General features: G+C 75.4%; 25 protein-coding genes. 13 read left to right on the forward strand and 12 right to left on the reverse strand.

Going from position 1 to position 24,859, the window contains the following annotated elements:
* Positions 1-22 precede the first annotated feature (22 nt).
* Positions 23-1,399 (forward strand): extracellular solute-binding protein, encoded by a 1,377-nt coding sequence (locus ACFZP7_RS18180; protein WP_385634816.1) that lies wholly within the window; start codon positions 23-25, stop codon positions 1,397-1,399.
* Positions 1,400-1,561: 162 nt separating this feature from the next.
* Here the strand turns inward: ACFZP7_RS18180 and ACFZP7_RS18185 are convergent, their stop codons facing one another.
* Positions 1,562-1,792: a hypothetical protein gene (locus ACFZP7_RS18185; protein WP_107053310.1), complete on the reverse strand. Its 231-nt coding sequence runs from the start codon at positions 1,790-1,792 to the stop codon at positions 1,562-1,564.
* 104 nt (positions 1,793-1,896) lie between these two features.
* On the opposite strand from ACFZP7_RS18185, the gene ACFZP7_RS18190 reads away from it, so the two are divergent.
* Both ACFZP7_RS18190 and ACFZP7_RS18195 read left to right on the forward strand, forming a co-directional pair.
* Positions 1,897-3,246: a tetratricopeptide repeat protein gene (locus ACFZP7_RS18190; protein ID WP_385634818.1), complete on the forward strand. Its 1,350-nt coding sequence runs from the start codon at positions 1,897-1,899 to the stop codon at positions 3,244-3,246.
* 173 nt (positions 3,247-3,419) lie between these two features.
* Positions 3,420-4,139, forward strand: coding sequence for a GAF and ANTAR domain-containing protein (locus tag ACFZP7_RS18195; RefSeq protein WP_031017408.1), 720 nt, complete (start codon positions 3,420-3,422; stop codon positions 4,137-4,139).
* A gap of 74 nt (positions 4,140-4,213) precedes the next feature.
* Here the strand turns inward: ACFZP7_RS18195 and ACFZP7_RS18200 are convergent, their stop codons facing one another.
* The 4 genes from ACFZP7_RS18200 to ACFZP7_RS18215 all read right to left on the reverse strand — a co-directional run bounded on the left by ACFZP7_RS18200 (position 4,214) and on the right by ACFZP7_RS18215 (position 8,487).
* The gene (locus ACFZP7_RS18200) at positions 4,214-4,981 is read right to left on the reverse strand and encodes a hypothetical protein (RefSeq protein WP_385634820.1); all 768 of its coding nucleotides are present in this window, start codon (positions 4,979-4,981) and stop codon (positions 4,214-4,216) included.
* Between the two features lie 136 nt (positions 4,982-5,117).
* On the reverse strand, positions 5,118-6,788 hold the full coding sequence (locus ACFZP7_RS18205; protein WP_385634822.1) for a glycoside hydrolase family 13 protein: 1,671 nt from the start codon (positions 6,786-6,788) through the stop codon (positions 5,118-5,120).
* Between the two features lie 93 nt (positions 6,789-6,881).
* The gene (locus ACFZP7_RS18210; RefSeq protein ID WP_355514783.1) at positions 6,882-7,874 is read right to left on the reverse strand and encodes a nucleoside hydrolase; all 993 of its coding nucleotides are present in this window, start codon (positions 7,872-7,874) and stop codon (positions 6,882-6,884) included.
* 241 nt (positions 7,875-8,115) lie between these two features.
* The gene (locus ACFZP7_RS18215; protein WP_164286999.1) at positions 8,116-8,487 is read right to left on the reverse strand and encodes a DUF6479 family protein; all 372 of its coding nucleotides are present in this window, start codon (positions 8,485-8,487) and stop codon (positions 8,116-8,118) included.
* Between the two features lie 179 nt (positions 8,488-8,666).
* Here ACFZP7_RS18215 and ACFZP7_RS18220 point away from each other — a divergent pair, with 179 nt between their 5' ends.
* Positions 8,667-10,292, forward strand: a complete 1,626-nt coding sequence (locus ACFZP7_RS18220) for a right-handed parallel beta-helix repeat-containing protein (protein ID WP_385634824.1) — start codon at positions 8,667-8,669, stop codon at positions 10,290-10,292.
* A gap of 14 nt (positions 10,293-10,306) precedes the next feature.
* Here the strand turns inward: ACFZP7_RS18220 and ACFZP7_RS18225 are convergent, their stop codons facing one another.
* Together ACFZP7_RS18225 and ACFZP7_RS18230 are read right to left on the reverse strand one after the other, a co-directional pair.
* Complete coding sequence (locus tag ACFZP7_RS18225; RefSeq protein ID WP_019324820.1) at positions 10,307-11,185, reverse strand: serine hydrolase; 879 nt, start codon at positions 11,183-11,185, stop codon at positions 10,307-10,309.
* The gene (locus tag ACFZP7_RS18230; protein WP_260612036.1) at positions 11,182-12,114 is read right to left on the reverse strand and encodes a LysR family transcriptional regulator; all 933 of its coding nucleotides are present in this window, start codon (positions 12,112-12,114) and stop codon (positions 11,182-11,184) included. The genes ACFZP7_RS18225 and ACFZP7_RS18230 overlap by 4 nt, the downstream gene beginning before the upstream one ends.
* Positions 12,115-12,229: 115 nt before the next feature.
* Here ACFZP7_RS18230 and ACFZP7_RS18235 point away from each other — a divergent pair, with 115 nt between their 5' ends.
* Together ACFZP7_RS18235 and ACFZP7_RS18240 are read left to right on the forward strand one after the other, a co-directional pair.
* Positions 12,230-13,228 (forward strand): alpha/beta hydrolase family esterase, encoded by a 999-nt coding sequence (locus tag ACFZP7_RS18235; RefSeq protein ID WP_385634826.1) that lies wholly within the window; start codon positions 12,230-12,232, stop codon positions 13,226-13,228.
* Between the two features lie 43 nt (positions 13,229-13,271).
* The gene (locus tag ACFZP7_RS18240; RefSeq protein ID WP_385634828.1) at positions 13,272-14,912 is read left to right on the forward strand and encodes a penicillin-binding transpeptidase domain-containing protein; all 1,641 of its coding nucleotides are present in this window, start codon (positions 13,272-13,274) and stop codon (positions 14,910-14,912) included.
* A 98-nt stretch (positions 14,913-15,010) separates the two neighbouring features.
* On the opposite strand, the gene ACFZP7_RS18245 is transcribed toward ACFZP7_RS18240, so the two are convergent.
* Both ACFZP7_RS18245 and ACFZP7_RS18250 read right to left on the reverse strand, forming a co-directional pair.
* Positions 15,011-15,265, reverse strand: a complete 255-nt coding sequence (locus ACFZP7_RS18245) for a twin-arginine translocase TatA/TatE family subunit (RefSeq protein WP_019324824.1) — start codon at positions 15,263-15,265, stop codon at positions 15,011-15,013.
* 103 nt (positions 15,266-15,368) lie between these two features.
* Positions 15,369-16,268, reverse strand: a complete 900-nt coding sequence (locus ACFZP7_RS18250; protein WP_385634830.1) for a sporulation protein — start codon at positions 16,266-16,268, stop codon at positions 15,369-15,371.
* Positions 16,269-16,598: 330 nt separating this feature from the next.
* On the opposite strand from ACFZP7_RS18250, the gene ACFZP7_RS18255 reads away from it, so the two are divergent.
* The 6 genes from ACFZP7_RS18255 (at position 16,599) to ACFZP7_RS18280 (ending at position 21,247) form a co-directional block, all read left to right on the forward strand.
* Entirely contained in the window at positions 16,599-17,939 is a 1,341-nt protein-coding gene (locus ACFZP7_RS18255) for a hemolysin family protein (protein WP_030972678.1), read from the forward strand.
* Entirely contained in the window at positions 17,936-18,955 is a 1,020-nt protein-coding gene (locus ACFZP7_RS18260) for a hemolysin family protein (protein WP_019324827.1), read from the forward strand. The genes ACFZP7_RS18255 and ACFZP7_RS18260 overlap by 4 nt, the downstream gene beginning before the upstream one ends.
* A gap of 223 nt (positions 18,956-19,178) precedes the next feature.
* On the forward strand, positions 19,179-19,583 hold the full coding sequence (locus tag ACFZP7_RS18265; protein WP_031017386.1) for a hypothetical protein: 405 nt from the start codon (positions 19,179-19,181) through the stop codon (positions 19,581-19,583).
* Positions 19,580-20,233: a class F sortase gene (locus ACFZP7_RS18270; RefSeq protein WP_109204660.1), complete on the forward strand. Its 654-nt coding sequence runs from the start codon at positions 19,580-19,582 to the stop codon at positions 20,231-20,233. Before ACFZP7_RS18265 ends, ACFZP7_RS18270 begins: the two co-directional genes overlap by 4 nt.
* Entirely contained in the window at positions 20,230-20,721 is a 492-nt protein-coding gene (locus ACFZP7_RS18275) for an RNA polymerase sigma factor (protein ID WP_019324830.1), read from the forward strand. Before ACFZP7_RS18270 ends, ACFZP7_RS18275 begins: the two co-directional genes overlap by 4 nt.
* The gene (locus tag ACFZP7_RS18280; protein ID WP_385634832.1) at positions 20,705-21,247 is read left to right on the forward strand and encodes a hypothetical protein; all 543 of its coding nucleotides are present in this window, start codon (positions 20,705-20,707) and stop codon (positions 21,245-21,247) included. Before ACFZP7_RS18275 ends, ACFZP7_RS18280 begins: the two co-directional genes overlap by 17 nt.
* On the opposite strand, the gene ACFZP7_RS18285 is transcribed toward ACFZP7_RS18280, so the two are convergent.
* The 3 genes from ACFZP7_RS18285 to ACFZP7_RS18295 all read right to left on the reverse strand — a co-directional run bounded on the left by ACFZP7_RS18285 (position 21,175) and on the right by ACFZP7_RS18295 (position 23,916).
* Positions 21,175-21,591, reverse strand: a complete 417-nt coding sequence (locus tag ACFZP7_RS18285; protein WP_030972687.1) for an SCO5918 family protein — start codon at positions 21,589-21,591, stop codon at positions 21,175-21,177. The two genes, ACFZP7_RS18280 and ACFZP7_RS18285, sit on opposite strands and share 73 nt — an antisense overlap.
* 170 nt (positions 21,592-21,761) lie before the next feature.
* Complete coding sequence (locus tag ACFZP7_RS18290; protein WP_019324833.1) at positions 21,762-23,384, reverse strand: DEAD/DEAH box helicase; 1,623 nt, start codon at positions 23,382-23,384, stop codon at positions 21,762-21,764.
* Positions 23,385-23,712: 328 nt separating this feature from the next.
* Positions 23,713-23,916 (reverse strand): cold-shock protein, encoded by a 204-nt coding sequence (locus tag ACFZP7_RS18295; RefSeq protein WP_019324834.1) that lies wholly within the window; start codon positions 23,914-23,916, stop codon positions 23,713-23,715.
* 315 nt (positions 23,917-24,231) lie between these two features.
* Between ACFZP7_RS18295 and ACFZP7_RS18300 the strand changes: the two genes are divergently transcribed.
* Positions 24,232-24,855, forward strand: a complete 624-nt coding sequence (locus ACFZP7_RS18300; RefSeq protein WP_029393100.1) for a glyoxalase — start codon at positions 24,232-24,234, stop codon at positions 24,853-24,855.
* Positions 24,856-24,859: the final 4 nt, after the last annotated feature.

Below are 24,859 nucleotides of genomic sequence, written 5' to 3' on the forward strand. Positions count from 1 at the left end.
ACGGGGGTCCCGGTGGCTCGCCGTGCTCCCCGCCGCGCTGCTCCTGCTGCTGCCGACCGCCTGCGCCGGCGGCGACGGCGCGGGCGGCGGGAGCGGACGGGACGCGGCGACCCCCACCGCCGGGGTGCCCGGCGACATCGTGGTCGCCAGCGGCCGGGACGTCACCGGCAAGAACGGCATCCGCCAGCGCCTCATCGACGCCTGGAACGCGGAGCAGGAGAAGGCCGGCACCGGCTACCATGCCCGGCTGGTCGAGCTGCCCGGCAACGCCGACGAGCAGCGCAGCCAATTGCTCGGCGCGCTCCAGTCCGGCAGCGCCGCCTACGACGTGGTCAACCTCGACGTCACCTGGGTCCCGGAGTTCGCCGCTGCGGACCTGATCAGCCCGCTGCCCGAGTCGCTGCTCGACGAGGACGTCATCCCGGCCGTGGCCAGTACGGCCCGCTGGCGGGGCGAGGTGTACGCGGCGCCCTTCAACAGCGACGTCGGCCTGCTCTACTACCGGCGCGACCACCTGCGGCAGGCGGGCGTCGAGCGCTACGACCTGACGGGCGGGCTGGACTGGCCGCAGCTGAAGCGGCTGATCGCCACCCTGAACGACCACAAGCCCCCGGGGTACGAGAAGGGCTGGACGACCCAGCTCGCCGGGTACGAGGGGCGTACGGTCAACGCCGTGGAGGCGTTCGCGTCCGCCGCGGGGGACGGCTTCGCGCTCACCGACGAGGACGGCCGCTACGACGCCACCGTCGAGGAGCTGACCGAGGGCATCACCGAGCTGCGCCGCCGCACCGAGGCGGCCACCGTCCTGCCGGGCGCCTTCATCTCCGACGAGGCGGCCTCGCTCGGCGACTTCGCGGCCGGCCGCACCGCCTTCCTGCGGCACTGGCCGTACGTGTACCCCGCGCTGCACCAGTCGTTCCCCGGCGACGACCGGCTGGGCGTGACCGCGCTGCCGGGGCGGGCCGTGCTCGGCGGCCAGAACCTCGCCGTGACGGCCGGGTCCCCGCGCGCGACCAAGGCGACCGACCTGATCAGGTTCCTGACCGGCAGACAGAGCGAACGCTGCCTGCTGGACGCCGGTTTCGCGGCGACGCGCGCCTCGGCGTACACGGACGACTCGGTGACCTGCGCGGTGGCCGCCGCGACGCCGTCGGCGGCCCCGACCGGCGAGGGCGCCGACACCGTGCCCCGCGACGCCGCCGGGCGCCCGCGGTACGCCCGCGACGTCCTGCTGCCCGCGCTCCGGGAGGCGGTGCACCGTCCGCGCACCCCGCTCTACGGCGCCTTCACCCAGACCTTCACCACCGAGCTGGGGGCGCTGTTCTCCGAGAATCCGCCGGGCGACGCGGAGCTGGCGCGACGGCTGGACGAGGCGCTGCGGCGCGCCCTGCCGGACTGACCGGCGGGGCGGTGGGGCGGTGGGGCGGTGGGGCGGTGGAGCTGCGGAGCGGCGGGGCGGTGGAGCTGCGGGGCGGTGGAGCTGCGGGGCGGTGGAGCTGCGGAGCGGTGGGGCGGGCGCGGCCCACGGGCGCGGCCCCGCAGGCGGCTCCCGGCGGGCCGGTCAGTGGCCCACGGTGACCACGGACTCGGGGCCGGATTCCGGGACCGGTTCCGCGACCGGCGCGACCTCCTGCTCCACGGCGGGGGCCGGGGGCCGTGCCGGGCCCGCGTTCGCGGCCAGCAGCAGGCAGGCCGCGGCGGCGAAGGCGGCGGCCACGGCCCTGGTGTGCCTCTCCCAGTGCCGGGAGAGCCTGGGAGGTGCGCCCAGGGCGGTGCGGATACGTACGAGCACGGTGTCCTCTGCCGAGCGTGTCCAGTGCGGTTAAGCGCGCTTAATCCGCGGTTTAACCTAGAGCCGCCGGGGCAGAACGGCAAGGGCCGCAGGGGGAGTTGGCAGTGGGCGACCGAGACGACCGGGGGACCATCGGGCGCCGGGTGCAGCGCCTGCGGACCGAGCGCGGGATGACCCAGCGCCAGCTCGCGGAGCCGGCGTACACCCCCGCCTACATATCCACCCTGGAGGCGGGCCGGGTCCGTCCCTCCGAGGAGGCCCTGCGGCACCTGGCCGGACGGCTCGGCGTGGGGTACGAGGAGCTGGCCACCGGACGCCCGGCACGCCTCGCCACCGACCTGCGGCTCCGGCTCACCGAGGCGCGGCGCGCGCTCGCCGTCGAGGGCGCCGAGGAGGCGGCCGGGCAGTACACCGCGCTGCTCGCCGAGGCCGAGGCGCACGACCTGCCCGAGGAGCGGGCCGCCGCCCTGCTCGGGCTCGGCGAGTGCGCGGTGGAGACCGGCGAACTCGCCCGCGGCCGCGACTGTTTCGAGCGGGCCGAACGGTGTCTCGCCGACGCGGGCGCCCCGTTGCCCGCCCGCGTCCCCGCCCTGCGCGGTCGCGCCCTGGCCCACTATCTCGCCGGGGAACTCCGCTACGCCGTCTACCTCCTGGAGACCACCCTCGACGAGCTGAACCGCGGCGGCCTGCACGACCCGGACGCGCTGCTGCTGCTCTACGCCAGCGCCATCGGCCCCTACATGGACATGGGAGCACACGCGCGCGCCGCGCAGGCCGCCGAGATCGCCCTCTCCCTGGCGCCCGGCGTCGGCGACCCCGCGCTGGTCGCCCGCATGCACCGTTCGGTGGCCCGCACCCTGCTCGCCGAGGGCCGTCTCGCCGAGGCGGACGCCTCCCTCGCCAAGGCGGCCGAGCTGTACCGCACGCTGCAACTGCGCACCGAGCTGGCCAACTGCCACTGGATGCGCGGCTACGTCTGCGCCCAGAACGGCGAACTCCCCCGCGCCGAGGCGGAGATGCGCCAGGCCCTGGACATGCTCTCGGCCACCCGCGCCGCCCTCTACAGCAGCCAGGTCGCCGTGGAACTGGCTGACGTGCTGCACCGGCGCGGCAAGTCGGCCGAGGCCGCCGAACTGCTGCACGGGGTGCTGGACGACCTCTCCTCCGAACGCGGCGCCGTGCATGCCGCGGGCGCGCACCGGCTGCTCGGCATCATCGCCGAGGACGCCCGCGACACCGAGGCGGCCGAGGAGCACTACGTCCGTGCGCTGAGCCTGCTGGAGCGGGCGGGCGCCGCCGGGGACCTGGCCGACCTCTGCCGGCTCCTGGGCGACCTGCTGCGCCGCACCGGCCGGGTGGAGGCGGCCCTGGACGCGTACCGCACCGGGCTGGGGCACCGGACGGCGCCCGGCACCACCACCCTGGGCCCGGCGCCCGCCCAGCCGCCCCTCTAGGTCCTGTCGTCACACTCCCGTCTGCCCCGCGCGCCGAGAGCACGCACCTGACGCCGCGAGGCCCGCCCTCCGGGCGGACGGCGGGAGGGTGACGACAGGACCTGGGCCCGGGTTTCCCCACGTCGGGCTCGGGTAGCCGACCTGCGGCCGCGTCGGAGAAGGAGGCGGTACGGGTGCGGCCCAGCGAAGACCCCGGGGGGCCACCGGAGGCGAGAGGTGCCGCCGAGGCGATCGCCGCCGAGGTGCGCGGCGTGGCGCCCGGCGAGGTGCCGGGCCGCCTGTGCCGGCTGGCGGTGCGGCTGCTGCCGGTGGCGGACGCGGGGGCGTCCCTGCGCGGCGACGGCGTGCCGGTGCCGCTGTGCGCGGGCGGGGACCGGGCTTCGTACCTGGCCGAGATCCAGGCCACCCTGGGCGACGGCCCGTGTGTGAGCGCCGCCGAGGCGGGTGCCGTCGTGCTCGCGCGCGACCTGACCTCCGGCGCGGACGCCGGACGGTGGCCCGTCTTCGCCCAGCAGGCGACGGCGGTCGGCGTACGGGCGGTGTACGCGCTGCCGCTGGGCAGCGGCGCGGTGTGCCTGGGCACCCTCGACCTCTACCGCGATACGCCCGGCGGCCTGACCGGCCCGCAGTTGCGCACGGCCCGGCTGGTGGCCGGGGTGATGACGCGCGCGCTGATGGAGCTGCCCCACGGTGGGGACGCCTGGCTGGACGAGCTGGCCGGCGGTCACGACGAGGTGTACCGCGCCGTCGGCATGATCATGGCCCAGCTGGGCGTGGGCGCCGACGAGGCCCTGGCCCGTCTGCGCGCCGACGCCTTCGCCCACGGCCGCAGTGCCTACGCCGTCGCCCGCGACGTCCTCGCCCACCGCCGGCGCTTCGACCCCGACCGCTGAGCCCGACCGCCGGCCCCGGCCGCTGACCCGAGCGCTGACTCCGGGCCTGCCGCGGACGCGTCGCCGGGCCGGTCTTAGACCTGGGCCCGCCCCTGTCGCCGCACCTCCGCCAGGCGCTCGGCGCCCGTCCCGACGGCCGTCCGGGTGGCGTCGTCGGCGGGTTCGGCGAGGGTGCCGTTGGTGAGGCTGATCGCGTCGTCGCCGAGGCGTACGGCGACGAGGTCCACGGTGAGGACGGCGTCCTCGGCCCGCACCGTCACCCGCAGGCCCTGCCGGGCGTCCCCCGCCTCCGGCAGCGTCAGGCCGGTGACCCGGACGTCCCGGACGGCACCGCGGTCGGCCCGCGCCGTGAACCGGCCGCACGCGTCCGGCAGGGTGCCGAGCCAGGCCAGCGCGGTGTCGATGTCGGCGGGGCGGTGGGAGGTGATCCGGTAGTGGATCTGGGCGCCGCCGGCCACCTCGTCGAGGGCGGTGGCGGCGCGCGGCGCGGTCTCGGCGCCGAACAGGTCCTCGGTGTAGAGGACGTCCAGCAGCCGACCGCAGTCGGGCGGCTCCGCGCCGGCCTTCAGCAGCCCGTCGCGCCAGGTCGCCGCGCCCCGGGTCGGTTCCCACCCCGCTCCCAGGTCGGCCTCCGTGATCAGGGCCGCCCGCGCCTGTGCCCGGGTCAGCAGGGGCCCCGCGGTGGCCTGCGGCAGCGCGGCCGGGGACCGGACGGTGGCCGGTGCGGTCGCGGCCGGCCGGTCCGCCTCCCGCCCGCCGGTGGAGCAGGCGGCCGCCGTCAGCGCCAGCAGCGCCGAGAGCGCGGCGGCGGGCAGGGGGCGGGCGGGCGCGGCGTGCTGCATCGGGGTGCCTCCTGGGGGCCGGGGCGAACGGCGCCGTTCAGGGCCGGTCGCACCCTCCACGGCACCACCGCCCCCGTCCCGCCACCAGCGTGCGGGGCCGTCCGGGTGAGCCGGCGCGGAGCGGGGTGTGCGCGGGCTACAGCGCCAGCCACACCGTCGTGTCGGGACCCAGCCGGCCGCCCTCCAGCGGCGCGCTGCTCAGCAGCACCTCACCGGCGGGCCGGTCCACCGTCCGGCCGGAGAGGTTGGTGACGCAGCGCCAGCCGGGCGAGCGGTCGAAGAGGAGCACCCCCTCCGGGGCGTCCTCCGCCCAGGTCAGCGCCTCCCCGTCGATCAGCTTGCGGCGCAGGCGCAGGGCCGTGCGGTACAGCTCCAGGGTCGAGCCCTCGACCCCGTCCTGGGCCTGGACGGCGTACGCCGCGAAGCCGGGCGGCTGCGGCAGCCAGGCCGCGCCCGCGCCGAAGCCGTACGACGGCCCGTCCGTCGTCCAGGGCAGCGGCACCCGGCACCCGTCGCGGCCCTTGCGGACGTGCCCGGTCTGCTCCCAGATCGGGTCCTGGAGCACCTCGGTGGGCAGGTCGGCCACCTCGGGCAGCCCCAGCTCCTCGCCCTGGTAGAGGTAGGCGGAGCCGGGCAGCGCCAGCATCAGCAGCGTCGCCGCGCGGGCCCGGCGCAGTCCCGCCGCCTCGTCGAGGGCCGGGGCCCGTCCGCCGGACAGCAGCCAGGCGTCGGTGTCGGTGCCCGGGGGCAGCACCAGGCGGGAGGCGTGGCGGACCACGTCGTGGTTGGAGAGCACCCAGGTCGCCGAGGCGCCCGCGGCGCGGGCGTCGGCCAGCGAACCGGTGATGATCTCGCGCAGCTCCGCCGCGTCCCAGCCGGCCTGGAGGTACTCGAAGTTGAACGCCTGGCCCAGTTCGTCCGGGCGGGCGTACAGCGCGCGCCGGGCGCCCGGGACCCACGCCTCGGCGACCGCCATCCGGGGCGGCGTGTAGGTGTCGAAGATCTTCCGCCAGTCCCGGTAGACCTCGTGGACGTCGTCCCGGTCGTAGAAGGGGTGGGTGCCGGGGGCGAAGTCCGCGAGCGCCGCCTCGCTGCTCAGCTCGGGCGCGCCGAGGTCGCGCAACGGCTCGGTCAGGTCCTTGACCAGCGCGTGCGCCACGTCGATCCGGAAGCCGTCGACGCCGCGGTCGGACCAGAACTTGAGCGTGGTGCGGAAGTCGGCGCGGACCTGCTCGTTCTCCCAGTTCAGGTCGGGCTGCTGGGGCGCGAACAGGTGGAGGTACCACTGCCCGTCCGGCACCCGCTCCCAGGCGCTGCCGCCGAAGACGGACTGCCAGTCGGTGGGCGGCAGTTCGCCCCGCGCGCCGCGGCCGTCGCGGAAGACGTAGCGGTCGCGGGCGGCCGAACCCGGGCCCGCCTCCAGGGCCTCGCGGAACCACGGGTGCCGGTGCGAGGTGTGGTTGGGGACCAGGTCGACGATCACCTTCAGGCCCAGGCGGTGGGCCTCGGCGGCCATGGCGTCGAAGTCGTCCAGGGTCCCCAGGCGCGGGTCGACGTCGCGGTAGTCCTCGACGTCGTAGCCGCCGTCGGCCAGTTCGGAGGGGTAGAACGGGCTGAGCCACAGGGCGTCGACGCCCAGGGCGGCCAGGTGGGTCAGGCGCTGGGTGATGCCGCGCAGGTCACCGAGCCCGTCGCCGTCGGCGTCGGCGAAGCTGCGGGGGTAGATCTGGTAGATGACGGCCTGCCGCCACCAGTTGGGGTCCTTGGACGACAGGTCGGGCGCGCTGGCGGTGCTGCGTACGGTCACGCGGTCTCCTTCGCGGTGCGTGCGGGCGACATGACATAGATCTGTCCACATCACCCGAAAAGCGAACCCGCGGGGCGGTCGACGCGCCGTTTCCTATGCGTCCGTGTATGCGCCCTTGTGTTCGACCGCGCTCAGGTACAGGTCCACGTACCGGGGTACGTCCACGTCCAGTCCCACGTCGATCAGCGGCTGTTCGCGGGTGTCGCCGTGGAGTTCGGCCTCGCCGACGCGGGCCCGGCGGTCGACGAGGGTCTGGCCGCGGGCCGGGCCGGGGGCCAGGCAGACTTCCACGGGCAGCCGGTGCGTGGTCAGGCCCGCCGGGTCGATCACCGCGCAGACCGCGCCCGCGTCGCCGAGACCGCCGCCGGGGTCTCTCTCGTCGGTGGCCGGGCCGCGGTGGGCGAGCAGCTCGCCGGCGAGCCGGGTGCCGGGCTCGTCGCTCGCGCGCAGCCGCCGTACGTCCGGGCCGGGCACGATCACCCGCTGGAACACGTCCAGCCCGTACATCGTGATCGGCACCCCCGCGCTCAGCAGGATCGCGGCGGCCTCCGGGTCGTGCCAGACGTTGAACTCGGCGACCGGCGTCGCGTTCCCGGTGGCCACCGCGCCGCCCATGAAGACGATCCGCTCGATGTTGCCGGTGACCTCGGGGTGGGTGCGCAGCAGCAGGGCGATGTTGGTCGCGGGTGCGGTGGGGATCAGGGTGACCGGGCGCGGGGAGGCCAGGATCTCCCGGCGCAGCAGCGTCACGGCGTCCACGTCGACGGGGCGGCGGGAGGGCGCGGGCAGGCCCAGGTCGCCCATGCCGTCGTGACCGTGGACGTGACGGGCGGTGCGGACGGCCTCGATCAGCGGGCGCTCGGCGCCCCGGGCGACGGGGACGTCGGGGGCGCCGGCCCGCTCCAGCACGGTCAGGGTGTTGCGGACGACCCCCGCCACGTCGGTGTTGCCGGCCACGCAGGTGACCGCCCGCAGGTCGAGCCCCGGGTGACGGACCGCCAGCAGCAGGGCCAGGGCGTCGTCGATGCCGGTGTCGCAGTCGATGATCACCGGGACGGGGGCCTGCGGGGCGGGGGCGTGCGTCACGGCGGGGCTCCTCGGGCTGCGTGGGGGTGCCGGTGCCGGTGACCCTACGCGGACCCGGCCGGATCACCGCGCGCGGGACGCACCGTCCCGGGGGGCCGGTGCGTGGAGGCCGGTGCCGGGCTCGACGGACGAGCGTGCCCCCACCCGCGAGCGGCCGTTCCCTCACGGGTGGGGACGGCCGCTCACGGGCGGGGGCGCCGGCGGCCGGGGCGCGCCCGCCCTGCCGCCGGCGTGCGCGCCGTCAGACGTGTCCCGGGCCTCCGCCGCCGAAGGAGCCGCTCGACCCCGGCAGCCAGCGGCGCCGGTTCTGGTCCGTGCCCCGGCGGCTGCCGGAGTGGTGCAGCTCGTACGGCATGAGCCGTGGGCTGCCGTCCGCCGCCAGCGGAATCTCGTCGGGCTCCCGCATCTCCCGTTCCTCGTGGACGGGTCCGGTGGCGGGGAGCTTGCCGTGCTCGTCGGCGTGCGGGCGCTCGGATTCCCGTTCCATGACCCGCAGGCCCATGCGTACGGCCCAGATCAGCGCGCCGGCGATCACCAGCCCGCCGATGAAGGCGATGGTCAGGTTGAGCGCGTGCGAGGACGCGGCCAGCAGTTCATACGTTGCCGTACTCATGTTCTGATTATGTACCCCCAAATGAGATAAAGCGCCAGGAATGTCCGAATGCGCCGGTGGGCGGTACGGCAGCCCGCCCCGTCGTGATTGAGGACCGCCGCGGGCTGGTACCCGGGCGGCGGCGCGGCGGTGTCCGGACCGGAGGCGCCGCACCGCGCAGCCGGTGGAAGGAGTGCCCCATGACCGTGCCGCTGACGGCCGACGCCCACGCGTACGGCCTGGTCGGGGACGGCACCGCCGACGACGGGCCGGCGCTGCAGAAGCTGGTGGACACGCTCGGCGACGCCACCGCCGAGGACGGACGGCCGCGCACCGTGCGGGTGCCCGCCGGGCGGTACGTGATCCGGGACCGCCCGGTGCTCTGGCGCAGCGGCGTCTCGCTGATCGGCGCCGGACGCGGCGCCACCTGCTTCGCCCTCGCCAACCCGGGCGCCCCCGACCGGCCGGTGCCGCTGGCCTGGTTCACCACCGCCCAGCACGGTGCCGGGCGGGACCACCACATCGCCGACGTCACCTTCGCGCACTTCGAGATCGACGGCTCGGGGGTGCGGACCGAGGAGTACGAGGTGCTGGCCAAGGGGCTCGGCCTCCAGTACGTGCTGCGCGGGCGCTTCAGCGACCTGTACATCCACGACACCGCCGCCACCGGTTTCGGCTGCGACTTCCTCCAGGACACCGTCGTCGAGGGCGTGCTCGCCGAGCGGTGCGGACGGCAGGACCCCGGCGAGGAGATGGGCGGCGCCGGCATCGGCATCGGGATCGGCGGCTGGGGACCCGTCGAACGGCTGGCGGTGACGGACTGCACGGCCAACGGCAACGGCACCAACGGCATCTTCCTCGAACTCCAGCAGGACCACTGGGCCCCGCCCCGCGGCATCCGCCTCACCGCCTGCCACACCGAGGACAACCGCTACGGCATCTCCGACTGGGGCGCCGACGGCCTCCTGGTCACCGCCTGCACGATGATCGGCAACCACGTCGCCGGATTCGACGTGTCGGCGCAGGGCACGACCAGCGTCGGCGGACGCGGCGGCATCGTCACCGGGTGCCTGATCGACGGCAACGCGCGCGACGGCGTCGCCCTCGGCAACACGCCGGGGCCGTACGCCTTCCGCGGCAACCGGATCGGCGGCAACGGCCGGTACGGCTACTGGCAGCACAACCTGGCCGGCGGCGACCAGGAGCCCGCCGTCGACATCGTCCTGGAGTCCAACGACATCCACGACAACGGCCTGGACGGCATCCGCCTCGACGCCCCGCTGCACGAGCCGGCGATCTTCGGCAACCGGATACGCGGCAACGGCCGGCGCGCGGCGCCCGGGGCCCGCGGCGGCCAGGACGTGACCTGCGGGCCGCTGTCCCTGACCGACCCGCACGCCGACTGGCTCCCCGGCGGCCACCGGGGCAAGACGCTGACGGCCGGCACCGGGGACACCGAGGTCACCGCCGTCGTCACCGACAACACCGCGACCCGGCTCACCCTCGCCCCCCGGCGCCCCGGCGCGCGGACCGCCTGGCCCCACGACGCCGTCCCCGCGCCCGGCACCGCCTACCGCCTGCCGGACGCCCCGACGCCGCGCACCGGCCTCACCGCCGCCGCGGCCGTCACCCACCCCTACGTCCACGGCAACCGGATCCGGGACGACGGGCACCCGCGCACCCAGACCCACGCCCTGTGGCTCGCGCACGAGGCCACCTGGACCGCCGGCCGGGTCTCCGGCAACGACTTCAGCGGCAACGCCTCGGCGGCCACCCGCTTCGACACGGCACCGAGCGGCGGACGTTGGCGGGACAACGACGGCTGACGCGGCCCGCCGTCTCAGGGCGCCCGCAGCGCGTCCACCGCGATCCGCGCCGCCGTGCCGATCACCGCGTCCGCCGCCGGGAGCGTGGCCGCCGGGTTGGCGGTGCGGGTGAAGACGGCCACGGCGTAGCGCCCGCCGTCGGGGTACTCGACGACGCCGACCTCGTTGCGCAGGGTGGGCAGGGTGCCGGTCTTGCCGGCCACGTGGACGTCGTCGAAGGGGAACCCCGAGGCCAGGCGGTGCGGCCAGACCTGGAGGCCCATGACCCGGCGCATCGCGGCGCCGTACTGCGGCGGGCACGCCTCGTCCCGCCACAGGGCGGTGAGCAGGCGCGTCATGTCCCGCGGGGTGCTGCGGTTGGTGCGGGCCGGGTCCAGGGCCCGGAGCCGGGTGAGGACGTGCGGGTCGGTCAGCGCCCGGGTGCCGGCCGGTCCGGCGTCCTCCCGCATGGTGGCCAGCATCTCCCCGAAGCCGTACACCGCCCGCGTGCGGGTGAGGCCGAGCCGGGCCGTGGTGCGGTTGACGGCGTCCAGTCCCACCCGGCGCAGCAGCAGGTCGGCGGCGGTGTTGTCGCTGACGGACATCATCAGCAGCGCCGCGTCGCGCAGCGACAGCCGCACCGGGTCCAGCATGGCCGCCAGCCCCGTGGGCCCGGGGGTGCGCCCGGCGGGCGGGCACTCCACCTGCTCGGTCAGGTCGATCTCCCCGGCCGCCGCCAGCTCGTGCAGCGTCACCAGCACGCACACCTTGTGGACGCTGGCCGTGCACACCGGCTGGTCCGCCCCGGCCCCGACCTGCGCACCGGAGTCGATGTCCACGGCGTGCAGCAGGCCGGTGACCCCGGCGTCGGCGAAGGCGGCGTGCAGCCGCCCGGCGGTGGTCGTGTCGCTCACAGCCAGAACTCCGATGCCGGACGAAGGTGCAGGGGCCGGGCGGCCGTCTCGGCGCGGGCGTCGGCGGTGGTGCGCAGCGCGTGGGTGGCGGCCTCGGCGAAGGCGTCGACGGCGGCGTCACCGCGCCCCTTGGGCCAGGCCACGGAGTGCCGCCAGGCCAGCGGGGCCCCGGCCAGCGGACGCCAGACCAGGTCCGGGTCGGCCGGGTCCGCGAGCTGGGTGTCGCGCGGACCGAGGGCGACGGCCCCGGACGACAGCACCAGACCGCGTACGAAGCTGGCGCCCTGGCCGTGCCGCACGGCGGCGGGGGTGTAGCCGCCCCGGGCGCAGGCGGTGAGCAGGTCGTCGTAGACCGCGGGCGCGTGGGCGCGCGGGAAGAGCACCAGGTCGTATCCGGTGAGCGAGGCCAGCGGCACCTCCGCGCGCGCCGCCTGCGCGGACCCGCGCGGCAGCAGCACGCCGAGGTCCCGGCGCAGCACCGGGCCCAGTTCCAGGCCGGTGACGTCACAGGGGTGGTGGATGACGCCGACGTCCAGCCGGTGGGCGGCGAAGGCGGCCAGCTGCTCCGCCGTGGACAGCTCGTGCAGCTCCAGCTCCAGGCCGGAGTGCCGGCGCCGGAAGTCCGACAACAGCGCGGCGACGGTCCGGCCGGAGAACTCGGGGGAGAGCGCGGCGCGCAGCAGGCCCGTCTCGCCGTCCCGGATGCGGCGCGCGGTGGCCAGCAGCGCATCGGAGCGGGCCAGCAGCTCGCGGGCCTCGGCGAGGAGCAGGGTGCCCGCCTCGGTGATCGTCACCCGGCGGCTGGAACGCTCGAAGAGCCGCACGCCCAGTTCCTTCTCCAGCCGCGCGATGCGCTGCGACAGGGGCGGCTGGGCCATGCCGAGCCGGGCCGCGGCACGCCCGAAGTGTGACTCTTCTGCAACAGCCACGAAGCACTCCAGGTGCCGCACCAGGTCCACGACCAGTAATCATATCGGGGATTGATCGATCCGACATCCATATCAATCTTGGACAGGCGGACCGTGCGGTTGCTCTCCTCGGGGCATGCGCTCCCTCCACGACCTCACCCTGCGTCCCCGCCGGTGGTCCCGCGCGCTCGCGCTCGCCCTCGTCCTCCCGCTGGCCGGCTGTGCCACCGGGGACGGGCAACCGGACGCGTCGCCCCCGGCGGGCGCCCCGACCCGGGCCGGCGGCACCGCCTCGGCGGCCGCGGACGTCCGCGCCGAACTGCGCGTGGACGGCCGCAGCCGCACGTACCTGCTGCACCGGCCCGCCTCCGCCGACGGGCCCAGGCCCCTCGTCATCGCCTTCCACGGCCGCGGTTCGCACGCCGCCGAACTGCGCGAACAGAGCGCGCTGGAGAAGGCCGCCGGTGCGCGCGGCATGCTGGTCGTCTATCCGGAGGGCATCGACGCCGGGTGGGGCGCCGGCACGGCGAAGACCCCGCGGCGTCCCGACCCCGGCCTCGACGTGCGGTTCACCGAGGCGCTGATCGAGCACCTGGTCCGCACCGAACAGGCCGATCCCGAGCGCGTCTACGTGGCCGGCTTCTCCAACGGCGGCTCCATGGCCCTGCGCATGGCCGCCGAGCGGCCCGGCCTGGTGGCCGCGGCGGCCTCGGTCGCCGGTCAGCTGCCCACCGGCGCGGCCGCCGTGGAGCCCACCGGCGCCGTCCCGGTGATGGTCGTCTACGGCGCCGACGACCCCGTGCGCCCGATCGGGGGCTGGCCCTCGCCGCCGCCGGACCCGAAGGAGCCGATCCTGCCGAGCCGGTCGGCCCGGGAGACGGCGCAGGCGTTCGCCGAGGCGGGCGGCGCGGGCGCACCGGTCACGGAGAAGGAGAAGGGGTACGACCGCACGGTCTGGCGTCCGCGGAACGCCTCCGGCCCGGGTGCCGGTGCCGGTGCCGTCCAGCTCCTCGTCGTCCACGGCGGCGGCCACACCTGGCCGGGTTCCTCCTTCGTCCCGGACAAGCGGCTCGGCCCCACCAGCGACGCCCTGGACGCCACCGACACGATCCTCGACTTCTTCGCCGCCGGCTGACCGGCGCGGCGGCGACCTCGGCCCACGACAGGAAGAGACCCTGATGCCGGACACCGACCACCTCGTCCCTCCCGCCCCGTCCCGCCGCGGGCCCCGCAAGGGCGTGCGCGCGGTCGCCGCGGCCGGGGTCGTGCTCGCCCTCGTCGCGGGCGGCTGCTACGCCGCCGGGTTCGGCCCCTTCGCGCGCGGCGACGACGGCCCCGACCCCGCCGCGATGAAGCAGGCGCGGGCCTTCCTGGCCGACTGGGCCGCCGGGCGCCTGCCCAGCGCCGCCGGCCGCACCACCAGCCCCGGCACGGCCCAGAAGGTGCTGCAGAGCTTCACGGCGGGCCTGGACATCGACAAGCCCCGGCTGACGGCGGCCGGGGACGCCCGGGAGGCCGAGGACGGCACCCTCGCCGTGCCCTTCACCGCGAAGATGCCGATCACCGGCCTCGGCACCTGGACGTACGAGTCCGAGCTGCCGCTGCGCGAGCAGGAGGACGGCGACTGGAAGGTCGACTGGCGGCTGTCGCTGGTGCACCCGCGGCTGAGCGACGCGGAGAAGTTCCGCCTGGAACGCGAGGAGACGACCCCGCCGCGGGTCACCGACCGGCACGGGACCTCGGTCGCGGACGGCTCGTACCCGTCCGTGACCCCGCTCCTGGGCCGGCTCGCCGGCGGTGACGGCGGCGGACCGCGCGGCACCGTGGAACTCGTCGACCGGGCCACCGGCGAGACCGTGCGGACCGAGGCGTCCTTCGGCAAGGAGCCCGACCCGGCGACCGCCGACGAGCCCGTGCGCACCACCCTGGACGCCACCTGGCAGGCGGCGGCCGAGAAGGCCCTCGGCCGGGCCGACGGCAAGAACGCCGCGCTCGTCGCCCTGCGCGTCGACAACGGCGAGATCCTCGCCCTCGCCAACTCCCCCTCGGCCGGCTTCAACCGCGCCGCCTCCGGCACCTACGCCCCCGGCTCCACCTGGAAGATCGTCACCAGCAGCGCCCTGCTGCTCAAGGGCGCGGTGAAGCCCGACGACGTCGTGGACTGCCCCAAGTACCTGACCGTGGGCAAGGAGTTCCACAACGTGGAGACCTCCGAGTTCCCCGGTGCCACCTTCCGCAAGGACTTCACCGAGTCCTGCAACACCGCCTTCATCAGCCTGCGCGGCAAGCTCGACGAGGGGGAGCTGGGCGAGGTCGCGCGCACGTACTTCGGGGTCGGCCAGGAGTGGCACATCGGCATCCCGACCTACGACGGGTCGGTGCCGGTGCCCAAGGACGAGACGGAGAAGGCCGCGTCGATGATCGGGCAGGGGCGGATCCAGGCCAACCCGCTGATCATGGCGTCGGTGACGGCCACGGCGGTCTCCGGCGAGTTCCACCAGCCGTCGATCACCGCCGGGAACGAGGACGGCACCCGCACCGAGCCGCTGCCCGACGAGGTCGTCACCCAGCTGCGGGAGCTGATGCGGGCCACCGTCACCGACGGCACCGCGCACGTCCTGGCCGACCTGCCCGGTGAGATCGGCGCCAAGACCGGCACCGCCGAGGTCTCCGACGACCAGGACAACAACGGCTGGATGGTCGCCCACCGCGGCAATGTGGCGGTCGCCGTGGTCGTCGAGGAGGGCGTCACCGGCGGCGGATCGGCCGGGCCGATCCTGCACAGCCTGCTGTCCGCCGTGCCGGAGGACCCGTCCTGAGGTCCGGCCTGAACCCCGTACTGAGCCCCGGCAGGGGTCCGGCAGGGGCTCAGGCCAGGTCCGGCCGTTCCGGGGAGGGGCAAGCCGGGACCGACCGGTCAGCCCCGGTCGCCGCCGCCCCGGCCGCCCGCGGTGCCGTCGGTCTCCTCGCGCCGGACCGCCTCGCCCTGGATCACGCGGGGTGCCCCGCGCTCCTCGGCCGGTGTCCGCTCCTCGTCCTTCATCGCACGGGCCTCGGCCTTGAGGATGCGCGCCGACTTGCCCGCCGAGCGGGTCAGCTCGGGGAGCTTCTTCGCGGCGAGGACGGCTATGACGACGATGAGAATGATCGCGAGTTCGCTCAGTCCGAACACGGCGCTCCCCTGGTGACGTACGGCGGTGCGGACCCGAGGTGGGGGTCCGCACGGAATCTACGGCATGGACGGCCCGCGGCGGGGCCGTACCGGCCGAAAACTTCTACACTTCTGTAGAAGACGCGGAGGGGGTGGACGGCGGGGAAGGCGCGGGAGACTCGTGGCCGAACACCGCGTGGCAGTCGTACGACTCCCGGTGCTCGACCGACTCCCTGATCCAGCCGTCGACGAGGTCGTCCCAGTCCTGCGGCCCGGCCGGTCCCGTGTGGGGCACGGTGAAGCGGCTGAGGGCGTCGTGGCCGCCCCCGGCGGACGGGCCGCCGCGCTTGTCGGTCTCCAGCACCACCTCCAGGGCGTCCGGGACGGCCAGGAAGGTCAGCTCGATCTCGTCGAGCTGGTGGGCGTAGCGCGCGGACGGGGTCAGTCCGATCTCCTGGCGGAAGGGGAGCCGCTGTCCGGTGCCGCCGATGCGACCGTGCTCCAGAGCGGCGGAGCGCAGGCCGAAGCCGAGCTGCTCGAACGCCTCCAGCACGGCCTCCTGCGCGGGCAGCGGCGCCACCCTCAGCGGGGCCGGGTCGCTCCGGTCCCCGTCGCCGCCCGCCGCCGGCTCGGCGCGCACGCCGAGCGTGAGGCCCAGCGGCCGTCCCCGCAGCTCGGTCACCGGTGTCTCCCAGGGCAGCCGCACCGAGAAGGGCACCTCGCGCCGTTCCCCCGCCGCCAGCCGGAAGGCACCGCCGACGGGGTACCGGCCGAAGGCGACGACACCCGCGCCGTCCCCTGGCTCCCCGCTCCCCGGCTCCCCGTCCCCGGGCTCCCCGGGCGCGGTCTCCACGCGGGCCACCAGCTCCAGCACCACCTGCTCGACGTCGTGGCCGGCGGTGCCGCCGGCCAGCTCCACGCGGCCGGACAGCGTGCCCCCGGGCCGCACGGCCCCCGCGTCCAGCACCGTGTCCACCGTGGGCCCGCCCACGCCGAGGGAACCTGGCTGCCGCTTGAACACCATCGAGGCGTCCACTCCTTACGTGCGTACGGGGAACTCGGTACGGGAATCCCGTGCGGGGAACGAATCCGTGCGGGGAACGGGACCGTGCGGGGAACAACCGGAGTCGTCCGGCCGTTCTCTACAGGCGAGTAGAAGCATAGGGGCCGCAGGACTCCCCTTGTCTTTGCTCGTCCTTTACCATGAGGTGTGACCCCAGGGCGGCCGGCAGGCACCGGCGCCCGTCGACCCCGTTAAGGAGTCCCGTTCCGTAATGGAGCCTCCCAGTACCGGCCGTGCCACGGCCGGCCCGCCAGTCCCCCCGAATGCGCGTGAGGGAAGCGGGGTGGCACGGTGACCGAGGTCCTGCTGCTCCTGCTGGCCCTCCTCCTCACCCTGGCCTGCGCCCTCTTCGTCGCGGCCGAGTTCTCCCTCACCACCGTCGAGCGCTCCGACCTGGAGCGTGCCGCCGAGTCCGGTGAGCGCGGCGCCGACGGCGCCCTGAAGGCGGTACGGTCGCTGACCCTCCAGCTCTCCGGAGCCCAGCTCGGCATCACCGTGACCTCCCTGGTCATCGGCATGCTGGCCGAGCCGTCGGTCGCCGTGCTGCTGCGCGGCCCGCTGACGGCGATCGGCCTGGGCGGTGCCGCCTCGACGGTGGCGACCGTGCTCGGCGTGGTCGTCTCCACCGTCGTCCTGATGGTCGTCGGCGAGCTGGTCCCCAAGAACTGGGCGATCTCCCGGCCGCTGGCCGTCGCGAAGGTCGTCGCGGGCCCGCAGCGCGGCTTCACCACCGCCTTCGGCCCCTTCATCCGCCACCTGAACAACACGGCCAACCGCTTCGTGCGCCGCTTCGGCCTGGAACCGGCCGAGGAGCTGGCCTCCGCCCGCAGCGCCGAGGAACTGGTCGCCCTGGCCCAGCACTCGGCCGCCGAGGGCGCCCTGGAGGCGGACTCGGCCGAGCTGTTCGTGCGCACCCTGCACCTGAGCGAGCTGACCGCGGAGAACGTCATGACCCCGCGCGTGGACGTCAAGGCCCTGGAGGCCCACGCCACCGCCGCCGACGCCGCGAACCTCTCGCACGCCACCGGCCTGTCCCGCTTCCCGGTCTACCGGGACAGCCTGGACGAGGTCATCGGCACCGTCCACATCCGCGACGTGCTGGCCCTGGAGCCGGACCGGCGCCGGGCCACCCCCGTCACCGAGCTGGCCACCGCGCCGCTGCTGGTGCCGGACAGCCTGCCCGCCGACCGCCTCCTGGAGCGCATGCGCTCCACCCGCACCATGGCCGTCGTCATCGACGAGTACGGCGGCACGGCGGGCGTGGCCACGGTCGAGGACATCGTGGAGGAGGTCGTCGGCGAGGTGCGCGACGAGCACGACCCGGTCGAGATACCGGACCTGCTCCCCGCCCCCGCCGAGTCCGACGGCCGCGCCGCCTGGGAGGCCGACGGCTCGCTGCGCCTGGACCACCTGGAGCGCATCGGCCTGACCGCCCCCGAGGGCCCGTACGAGACCCTGGCCGGCCTGGTCGCCACCCACCTGGCCCGCATCCCCGCCAAGGGGGACGTCGTCGACCTCGACGGCTGGCGCGTCGACGTCCTGGACGTCGACCACCACCGTGCCGACCGCCTGCGGATCACCGCGCCCGCGCCGGTCACGTCGGCCGACCGGGAGCCGGAGGCCGCCCGATGACCGTCGTACAGCTTCTGATCGGCGCCCTGACGCTGCTGACCAACGCCTTCTTCGTCGGCGCCGAGTTCGCCCTGATCTCGGTGCGCCGCAGCCAGATCGAGCCGCGCGCGAAGGCGGGCGACAAGCGCGCCCGGATGACCCTGTGGGGCCTGGAGCACATCTCCCAGATGATGGCCACGGCCCAGCTCGGCATCACCGTCTCCTCCCTGGTGCTCGGCGCCGTGGCGGAGCCCGCCATCGCGCACCTGATGGAGCCGGCGTTCGAGGCGGTCCACATGCCGCACGCGCTGGTCCACCCGGTCGCCTTCGCGATCGCCCTGACCCTCGCCACGTATCTGCACATGCTGATCGGCGAGATGATCCCGAAGAACATCGCGCTGGCCGCCCCGGCGACCACCGCGCTGGTCCTCGGCCCGCCGCTGGTCGCCCTCACCCGGGCGCTGAAGCCGGTCGTCTTCGGCATCAACGCCTTCGCCAACACGCTCCTCAAGCTGCTGCGGGTGGAGCCGAAGGACGAGGTCGAGGCCGTCTTCACCGACGACCAGCTGGCCCGCATGGTGGTGGACGCCAGCGAGGCCGGACTGCTCACCCCGGCCGACGGCGAGCGGCTGCGCGACGCCCTGGAGCTGGGCACCCGCCCGGTCGGCGAGATCCTGGTCCCGGTCCCGAAGATGCGCACCGTCGGCCACACGGTCACCCCGGCCCAGCTGGAGCGCCTGGCCGCCGAGGCGGGCTACTCCCGCTTCCCGGTCACCGGCCCCGGGGGCACCGTCCTCGGCTACCTGCACATCAAGGACACCCTGGGCCTCACCGAGCGCGACGCCCCCTTCCCGCGCTCGGCGCTCCACCGGGTGACCCGGGTCCGCATCGACACCCCGCTGGACGACACCCTCACCGCCCTGCGCGCCGAGGGCAGCCACCTGGCCGCCGTCACCGGCGAGACGGGCGCGGTCCTGGGCTTCGTGACGATGGAGGACGTCCTGACGGAGCTGGTGGGCCCGGCGCCGGTGTCCTGACCCTCTGGGACCGGTCCCCCCGGGACCGGTCCCCGTTCGTGGTCCCCCCGCCGACCACGGGCCGCACCGGCGACATCGCCCGGGCGGCCCGTGGTCGGCGTCGTCCCGCCCCCTCCCCGGCGACTTTGCCGTCTCTTTACAACCCGCCCCTTCGCCGCCTCGTCTCTCCGACCGATCCGCACACACGCGACACCCGTGCCGAACGACGAGAGAGAGCGACCCGATGCGCCGCACCATCCTCAGTGCCGTGGCCCTGGCCTGCACCGCCGTCCTGGCGGGCACCGCGCCCGCGTTCGCCGACGACCCCACCCCGGCCCCCGCCGCCCCGGCCACCGCCACCCCCACCCCCAGCGCGGAACCGTCCCGGGCGCCGAGCCCCGGCACCGTGCCGTCCGAGGCGCCGGCCCCCTCCGTCAGCGTGCCGGCCCCGGCGGCCGATCCCTCCGAGGCGCCCGCCGACGGCCAGGTCTCCGTCGTGCCCGAGGGCGCGCCCGACACCGGGGTGGCGGACGCGCCGTCCTCCTCCGGCGGCGCCGGGCTCGTCGGCGCGGGGACCGGTGCCGGGCTCCTCGCGGGCGGCGCGGTCCTCTTCGTCGTACGCCGTCGGCGGGCGGCGACCGGGGCATGACCCCGCTCACCGGGCGCGCCCTCGCCGCCGTCGTGCTGGCCGCGCTTCTCGCGGGCTGCGGCGCCGGGAGCGGCGCGGACGGTGGCCGGGAGCGTGGCGCCGGCGCCCCCGCCCGGTCCGCGACGACCGCGCCGCCCGCCGAGGGTGCGGGCGGCGCGGTGCGGCCCCTGGCCCGTTCGGTGCCGGTCGGCCTGCGCATCCCGGCCATCGGCGTGGACACCCCGGTGATGCGGCTGGGGCTGGCGGCCGACGGCACGGTGGAGGTCCCGCCGGTCACCGAGGACGACGTCGCGGGCTGGTACCGGCACTCGCCGACCCCGGGCCGGACCGGGCCGTCAGTCCTCCTCGGCCACGTCACCGTCGGCAGCCACGGGGACGGCGTCTTCCGCCGGCTCGCGCGCCTGCACCGGGGCGACCGGGTCGAGGCGCGTCTGGCGAACGGCACGGTGGCCGGGTTCGCCGTCACCGAGGTGCGGACGGTGGCCAAGGCGGACTTCCCGACCGACGACGTGTACGGAGACGTGGACCGTCCGGAGCTGCGGCTCATCACCTGCGGCGGGCCGCGCAGCGGCGAGGAGTACCGGGACAACGTGATCGTCTTCGCCGAGCTGATCGCGACCGCGACCGCGACCACGAGTGGAGAGCGTTGAAACGGTCCCGTGACAGGGCGGCGTCCGAGCTGTTCGCCGCCCTGTATCCGCGCCTCGCCGGCTGGTGCCGCCGGCTCGTCGACGACGACGAGACGGCCCACGAGATCGCCTCGGAGGCGTTCACCCGGCTCTGGGCCCGCTGGACGGCCGTGGAGGAGCCCCGGGGCTTCCTCTACGTCACCGCCGCCAACCTCGTCCGCGACCACTGGCGCAAGCTGGAGCGCGAGCGCCGGGCGGTGCGCCGGGTGACGGCGGAGGTCGCCGTCCGCCCGCACCCGGAGCAGGCCGACCCCTCGGTGCGGCTGCTCGTACAGTCCTTGCCGGAGCGGCTGCGCGTGCCGATCCTGCTGCACTACTACGCCGACATGCCGATCCGGGAGGTGTCCGTGCTGACCGGGCGCAAGGAGGGGACCGTCAAGGCCGACCTGCACGCGGCCCGTGAACTGCTCCGCGTCCACCTGAGGAGAAGCGTTGACCACACGTCTTGACGACGGACAGGACGGTCCGGACCACCGGGACGACCCGGGGTTCGCGCGGGACGACGCCGATCCGCTGCTGGTCGTGCTGCGCCCCGGCGCCGACTACCTGGGTCCGCCGCCCGGCCGCTACGAGGCGATCCGCCGGGCGGCGTCCCGCCGGCGTCTGCTGCGCACGGCGGTGGGCGCCGCCGCGACCGCAGCCGCCGCGGCGCTGATCGTGCTGCCGCTGAACCGCGCGGCCCCGTCACCGCCCGCCCGCCCGACGGTGCCGCTGGCCCCGGCGCCCGCCGATCCCGCTCCGGTGCCGTCCGCTCCGGCCCCGTCGCGGGCACCCTCGGACGCCCCTGCGGAGGGGCCCACGCCCGAGGTGTCGACACCCGGGGTCTCGATGCCCGGGGCCTCGACGGACGCGGCGACGCGGGCGCCGTCGGCGGCCGTGCCGAGCGAACCGCCCGCCGGGCGTCAGGCGTCGCCGAGCGAACCCGGGGCCGAGCCGTCGGCCCGGCCGAGCGCCGTGCCCACGCCGTCGGAGTGAGCCGGCGCGGCCGGGGACCGGTCCTGTCCGTAGTGGACGTCGGCGCCGCCGAGCAGCGCCGAGGCCGTCTGCACCGGCGTGGCGTCGGGCGACGGCGCGGGCGTGGCGCCCGGGGCGGCGTGGCAGGTGAAGCCGAGGCGGGCCATGGCCCGGACGACCTCACCGGCGGAGAAGTCGCGGCGGTCCTGCCGGGTGACGACCTCGCCCACCTGCTTGACGGGGTAGCGGCGGCGGCCGATGGTGACGGACTCCCCGGTGACGGTTTCGGGCTTGACGCCCTTCATCGTGGCCACCACCCCGTCCTTGGTGAGGTCGAACGGGTACCGGGCGATGACACAGCGCATGATGCCTCCACGAGAGGGACGGGGCGGGCGGGTTCGCCGACCCGGGCCGGCGGACGGTCCGGGCCCCATGGGGCCCGTCCGGCGTGATCGTGCCGCGGACGCGAGCCGGTCCGCCCGTCCGCGGCGTTGTGGTCGGTTGTCGATTCCCCCCACACTCCGGCGTCCGGACCCTAGGCCGACGCGCCTCCGGAGGGACGGCGCCGGGGCCCGCGGCGCGGGGCGTCACCGGCGGGCCGACCCTGGCCGCCGCGACCCTGGGCACCGGTGGCCTGGCCGCCGGGAGCCTGAGCGCCGCGGCGCCGGCCGGCGGCCTCCTGCCGGGTGCGGCTCTGCCCGGTGGCGCCGCCCTGACCGCCGGTCTTCTGCCCGGTGCGGTCCTGAGCGCCCGCGCCGCCACCGCCACCACGGCGGCGACCGCGGCCCCGGGACGGGGCGGAACCGCCCGACGCCGTGCGGCGCGCGGGCTCGGCGACGGGCACGGTGATGACGACCGGAACACCGGACGGGGTCTGCGCGCCGGTGATGCGGGACAGTTCCGCCTCGCCCGAGCGCACCGGCGTGACCAGGGGCGTGATGCCGGCCGAGGCCATGAGACGGGCCATGTCGCGCCGCTGGTCCGGCGTCACCAGGGTGACGACGCTGCCGGACTCGCCCGCGCGTGCCGTACGGCCGCCCCGGTGCAGGTAGTCCTTGTGGTCGCCGGGCGGGTCCACGTTGACGACGAGGTCGAGGTTGTCGACGTGGATGCCGCGCGCCGCGACGTTGGTCGCGACCAGCGCCGTCACGTGCCCGTCCTTGAACTGGGCGAGCGTGCGGGTGCGCTGCGGCTGGGACTTGCCGCCGTGCAGGCCCGCCGCGCGCACGCCGCTCTTCAGCAGCTGCTTCACCAGCCGGTCCACCCGGTGCTTGGTGTCGAGGAACATGATCACCCGGCCGTCGCGCGCCGCGATCTCGACGGTCGTGCGCTGCTTGTCCTCCTCGTGGACGTGCAGCACGTGGTGCTCCATCGTGGTCACGGCACCGGCCGAGGGGTCGACGGAGTGGACGACCGGGTCGGTCAGGTAGCGGCGGACCAGCCGGTCGACGTTGCGGTCCAGGGTGGCCGAGAACAGCATCCGCTGCCCGTCCGGGCGCACCTGGTCCAGGAGCGCGGTGACCTGCGGCATGAAGCCCATGTCGGTCATCTGGTCGGCCTCGTCCAGGACGGTGATCGTGACGTCGTCCAGCAGGCAGTCGCCCCGGTCGATGAGGTCCTTGAGCCGTCCGGGCGTCGCGACCACGATCTCCGCGCCGCCCCGCAGCGCACCGGCCTGCCGGCCGATCGACATGCCGCCGACGACGGTCGCCGAGCGCAGGCCCACGGAGCGGGCGTAGGGCGCCAGCGCGTCGGTGACCTGCTGGGCGAGTTCCCGGGTGGGGACCAGGACGAGACCGAGCGGGCGCTTGGACTCGGCGCGCCGGCCCGCCGTGCGGGCCAGCAGGGCGAGGCCGAAGGCGAGGGTCTTGCCCGAGCCGGTACGGCCCCGGCCGAGCACGTCGCGGCCGGCCAGGGAGTTCGGCAGGGTCGCCGCCTGGATCGGGAAGGGCACGGTGACGCCCTCGTCGCCGAGGGCGGTCAGCAGCCGCGCCGGGAGGTCGAGTTCGGCGAAGGACTCGACGGGGGGCAGTGCCGGGGTGACGGTCTTCGGCAGCGCGAACTCCCCCTGCGGGGCGGCGGGCCGGCGACCGGTGGACTGGGAGCGGCGGGGACCGCCGCCGGAGCGCCGGCGGTCATGGGTGCGTACACGGTTCATGGGGAACCTTCCTTGATACGGCACGTATCAAGGGAGTCCCGCAGCGAGTGGACCGCGCGGTGAATCGCAAGAACGAGCCGGCCTCGGCCGCTGTCGGCGCGTACTTCACGCGGACGCGGACCGGGAAACGAGAAACAGAGAATGAAGCGGAACGCGGCGGAACGGAGGGAAACGCATCGAGGTGCTCCGAAGCGATCCGGGTGATCCGAGAGCTTCGGAGGGGTGCGAAGCGCATCGCGGGGTCCCGCGGCGAGGAAATGCGAAACGAAACGCGAGCGGGGGCCCGCACCCCACGGTGCGGGCCCCGGCTGCGATGTCTGCGAGTTCGTCAGGCGACGACGATGTTCTCGGCGGTCGGGCCCTTCTGACCCTGCGCGATGTCGAACGTCACCTTCTGGCCCTCGAGCAGCTCACGGAAGCCCTGGGCGGCGATGTTCGAGTAGTGGGCGAACACGTCGGGGCCGCCGCCGTCCTGCTCGATGAAGCCGAAGCCCTTTTCCGAGTTGAACCACTTGACGGTGCCGGAAGCCATTTTTTCTCCTTCGGTACGGTGCTCGGAGTCCACCCTGTGCGGACTCCGGTCGCCGTGATGATCACCCCGTCGGAAAAAACCTTCAGGCAACCACAACTGCAACTTCCTACGACAGTAGCACGCCGCCTTCGCCGGGGCTGTGGCGAAAAAGGCCGTTCCGGTGACCCGATCCGGGAATATTTCGGGGGCGGGCCGCCCTCGCCCGGCCCCGGTCCGGGCCGCGTGGACGCGGTGGCCGCCGCCCCGGCACGGGCCGCGCGGACCGGTCAGTTTTCGAGAAGCACCGGCGACCCGGCGGTCCGTACGGTCGACGACATGAACGCCATCGACTCCCTCACCCTGGAAGTGGCCGACCCCGAGGCGGCCGCCCGGTTCTACTCCGAGGCCTTCGCGCTGGACCCGTCGACGGTGCGCCTGCGCGCCGGTGACGCCCCGACGGCCGGTTTCCGCGGCTTCACGCTGTCGCTCGTGGCGTCCCAGCCGGGCGACGTCGACGCGCTGTTCACCGCCGCCGTGGACGCCGGGGCGACCGTCCTCAAGCCCGCCGCCAAGTCGCTGTGGGGCTACGGCGGCGTGGTGCGGGCGCCCGACGGCACGATCTGGCAGCTCGCCACGTCCGCGAAGAAGGACACCGCCCCGGTCACCCGGGCCTTCGACGAACTCGTGCTGCTGCTGGGCGTCGAGGACGTCAGGGCCAGCAAGCGCTTCTACGCCGGCCAGGGCTTCACCGTCGCCAAGAGCTTCGGCGGCAAGTACGTGGAGTTCGACACCGGTGCCGGCGCCGTCAAGCTGTCCCTGTACAAGCGGCGCGGGCTGGCCAAGGTCGCCGGTGTCCCCGCCGACGGCTCCGGCTCGCACCGGCTCGTCCTCTCCGGCGCCGGCCGGCCGTTCAACGACCCCGACGGATTCGTCTGGGAGACGGAGCCGGCCAGGGCGTGACGTG

Origin of the sequence: Streptomyces sp. SudanB5_2050 (genome assembly GCF_964272335.1) — a bacterium.
Taxonomy (GTDB): Bacteria; Actinomycetota; Actinomycetes; order Streptomycetales; family Streptomycetaceae; genus Streptomyces; species Streptomyces rochei.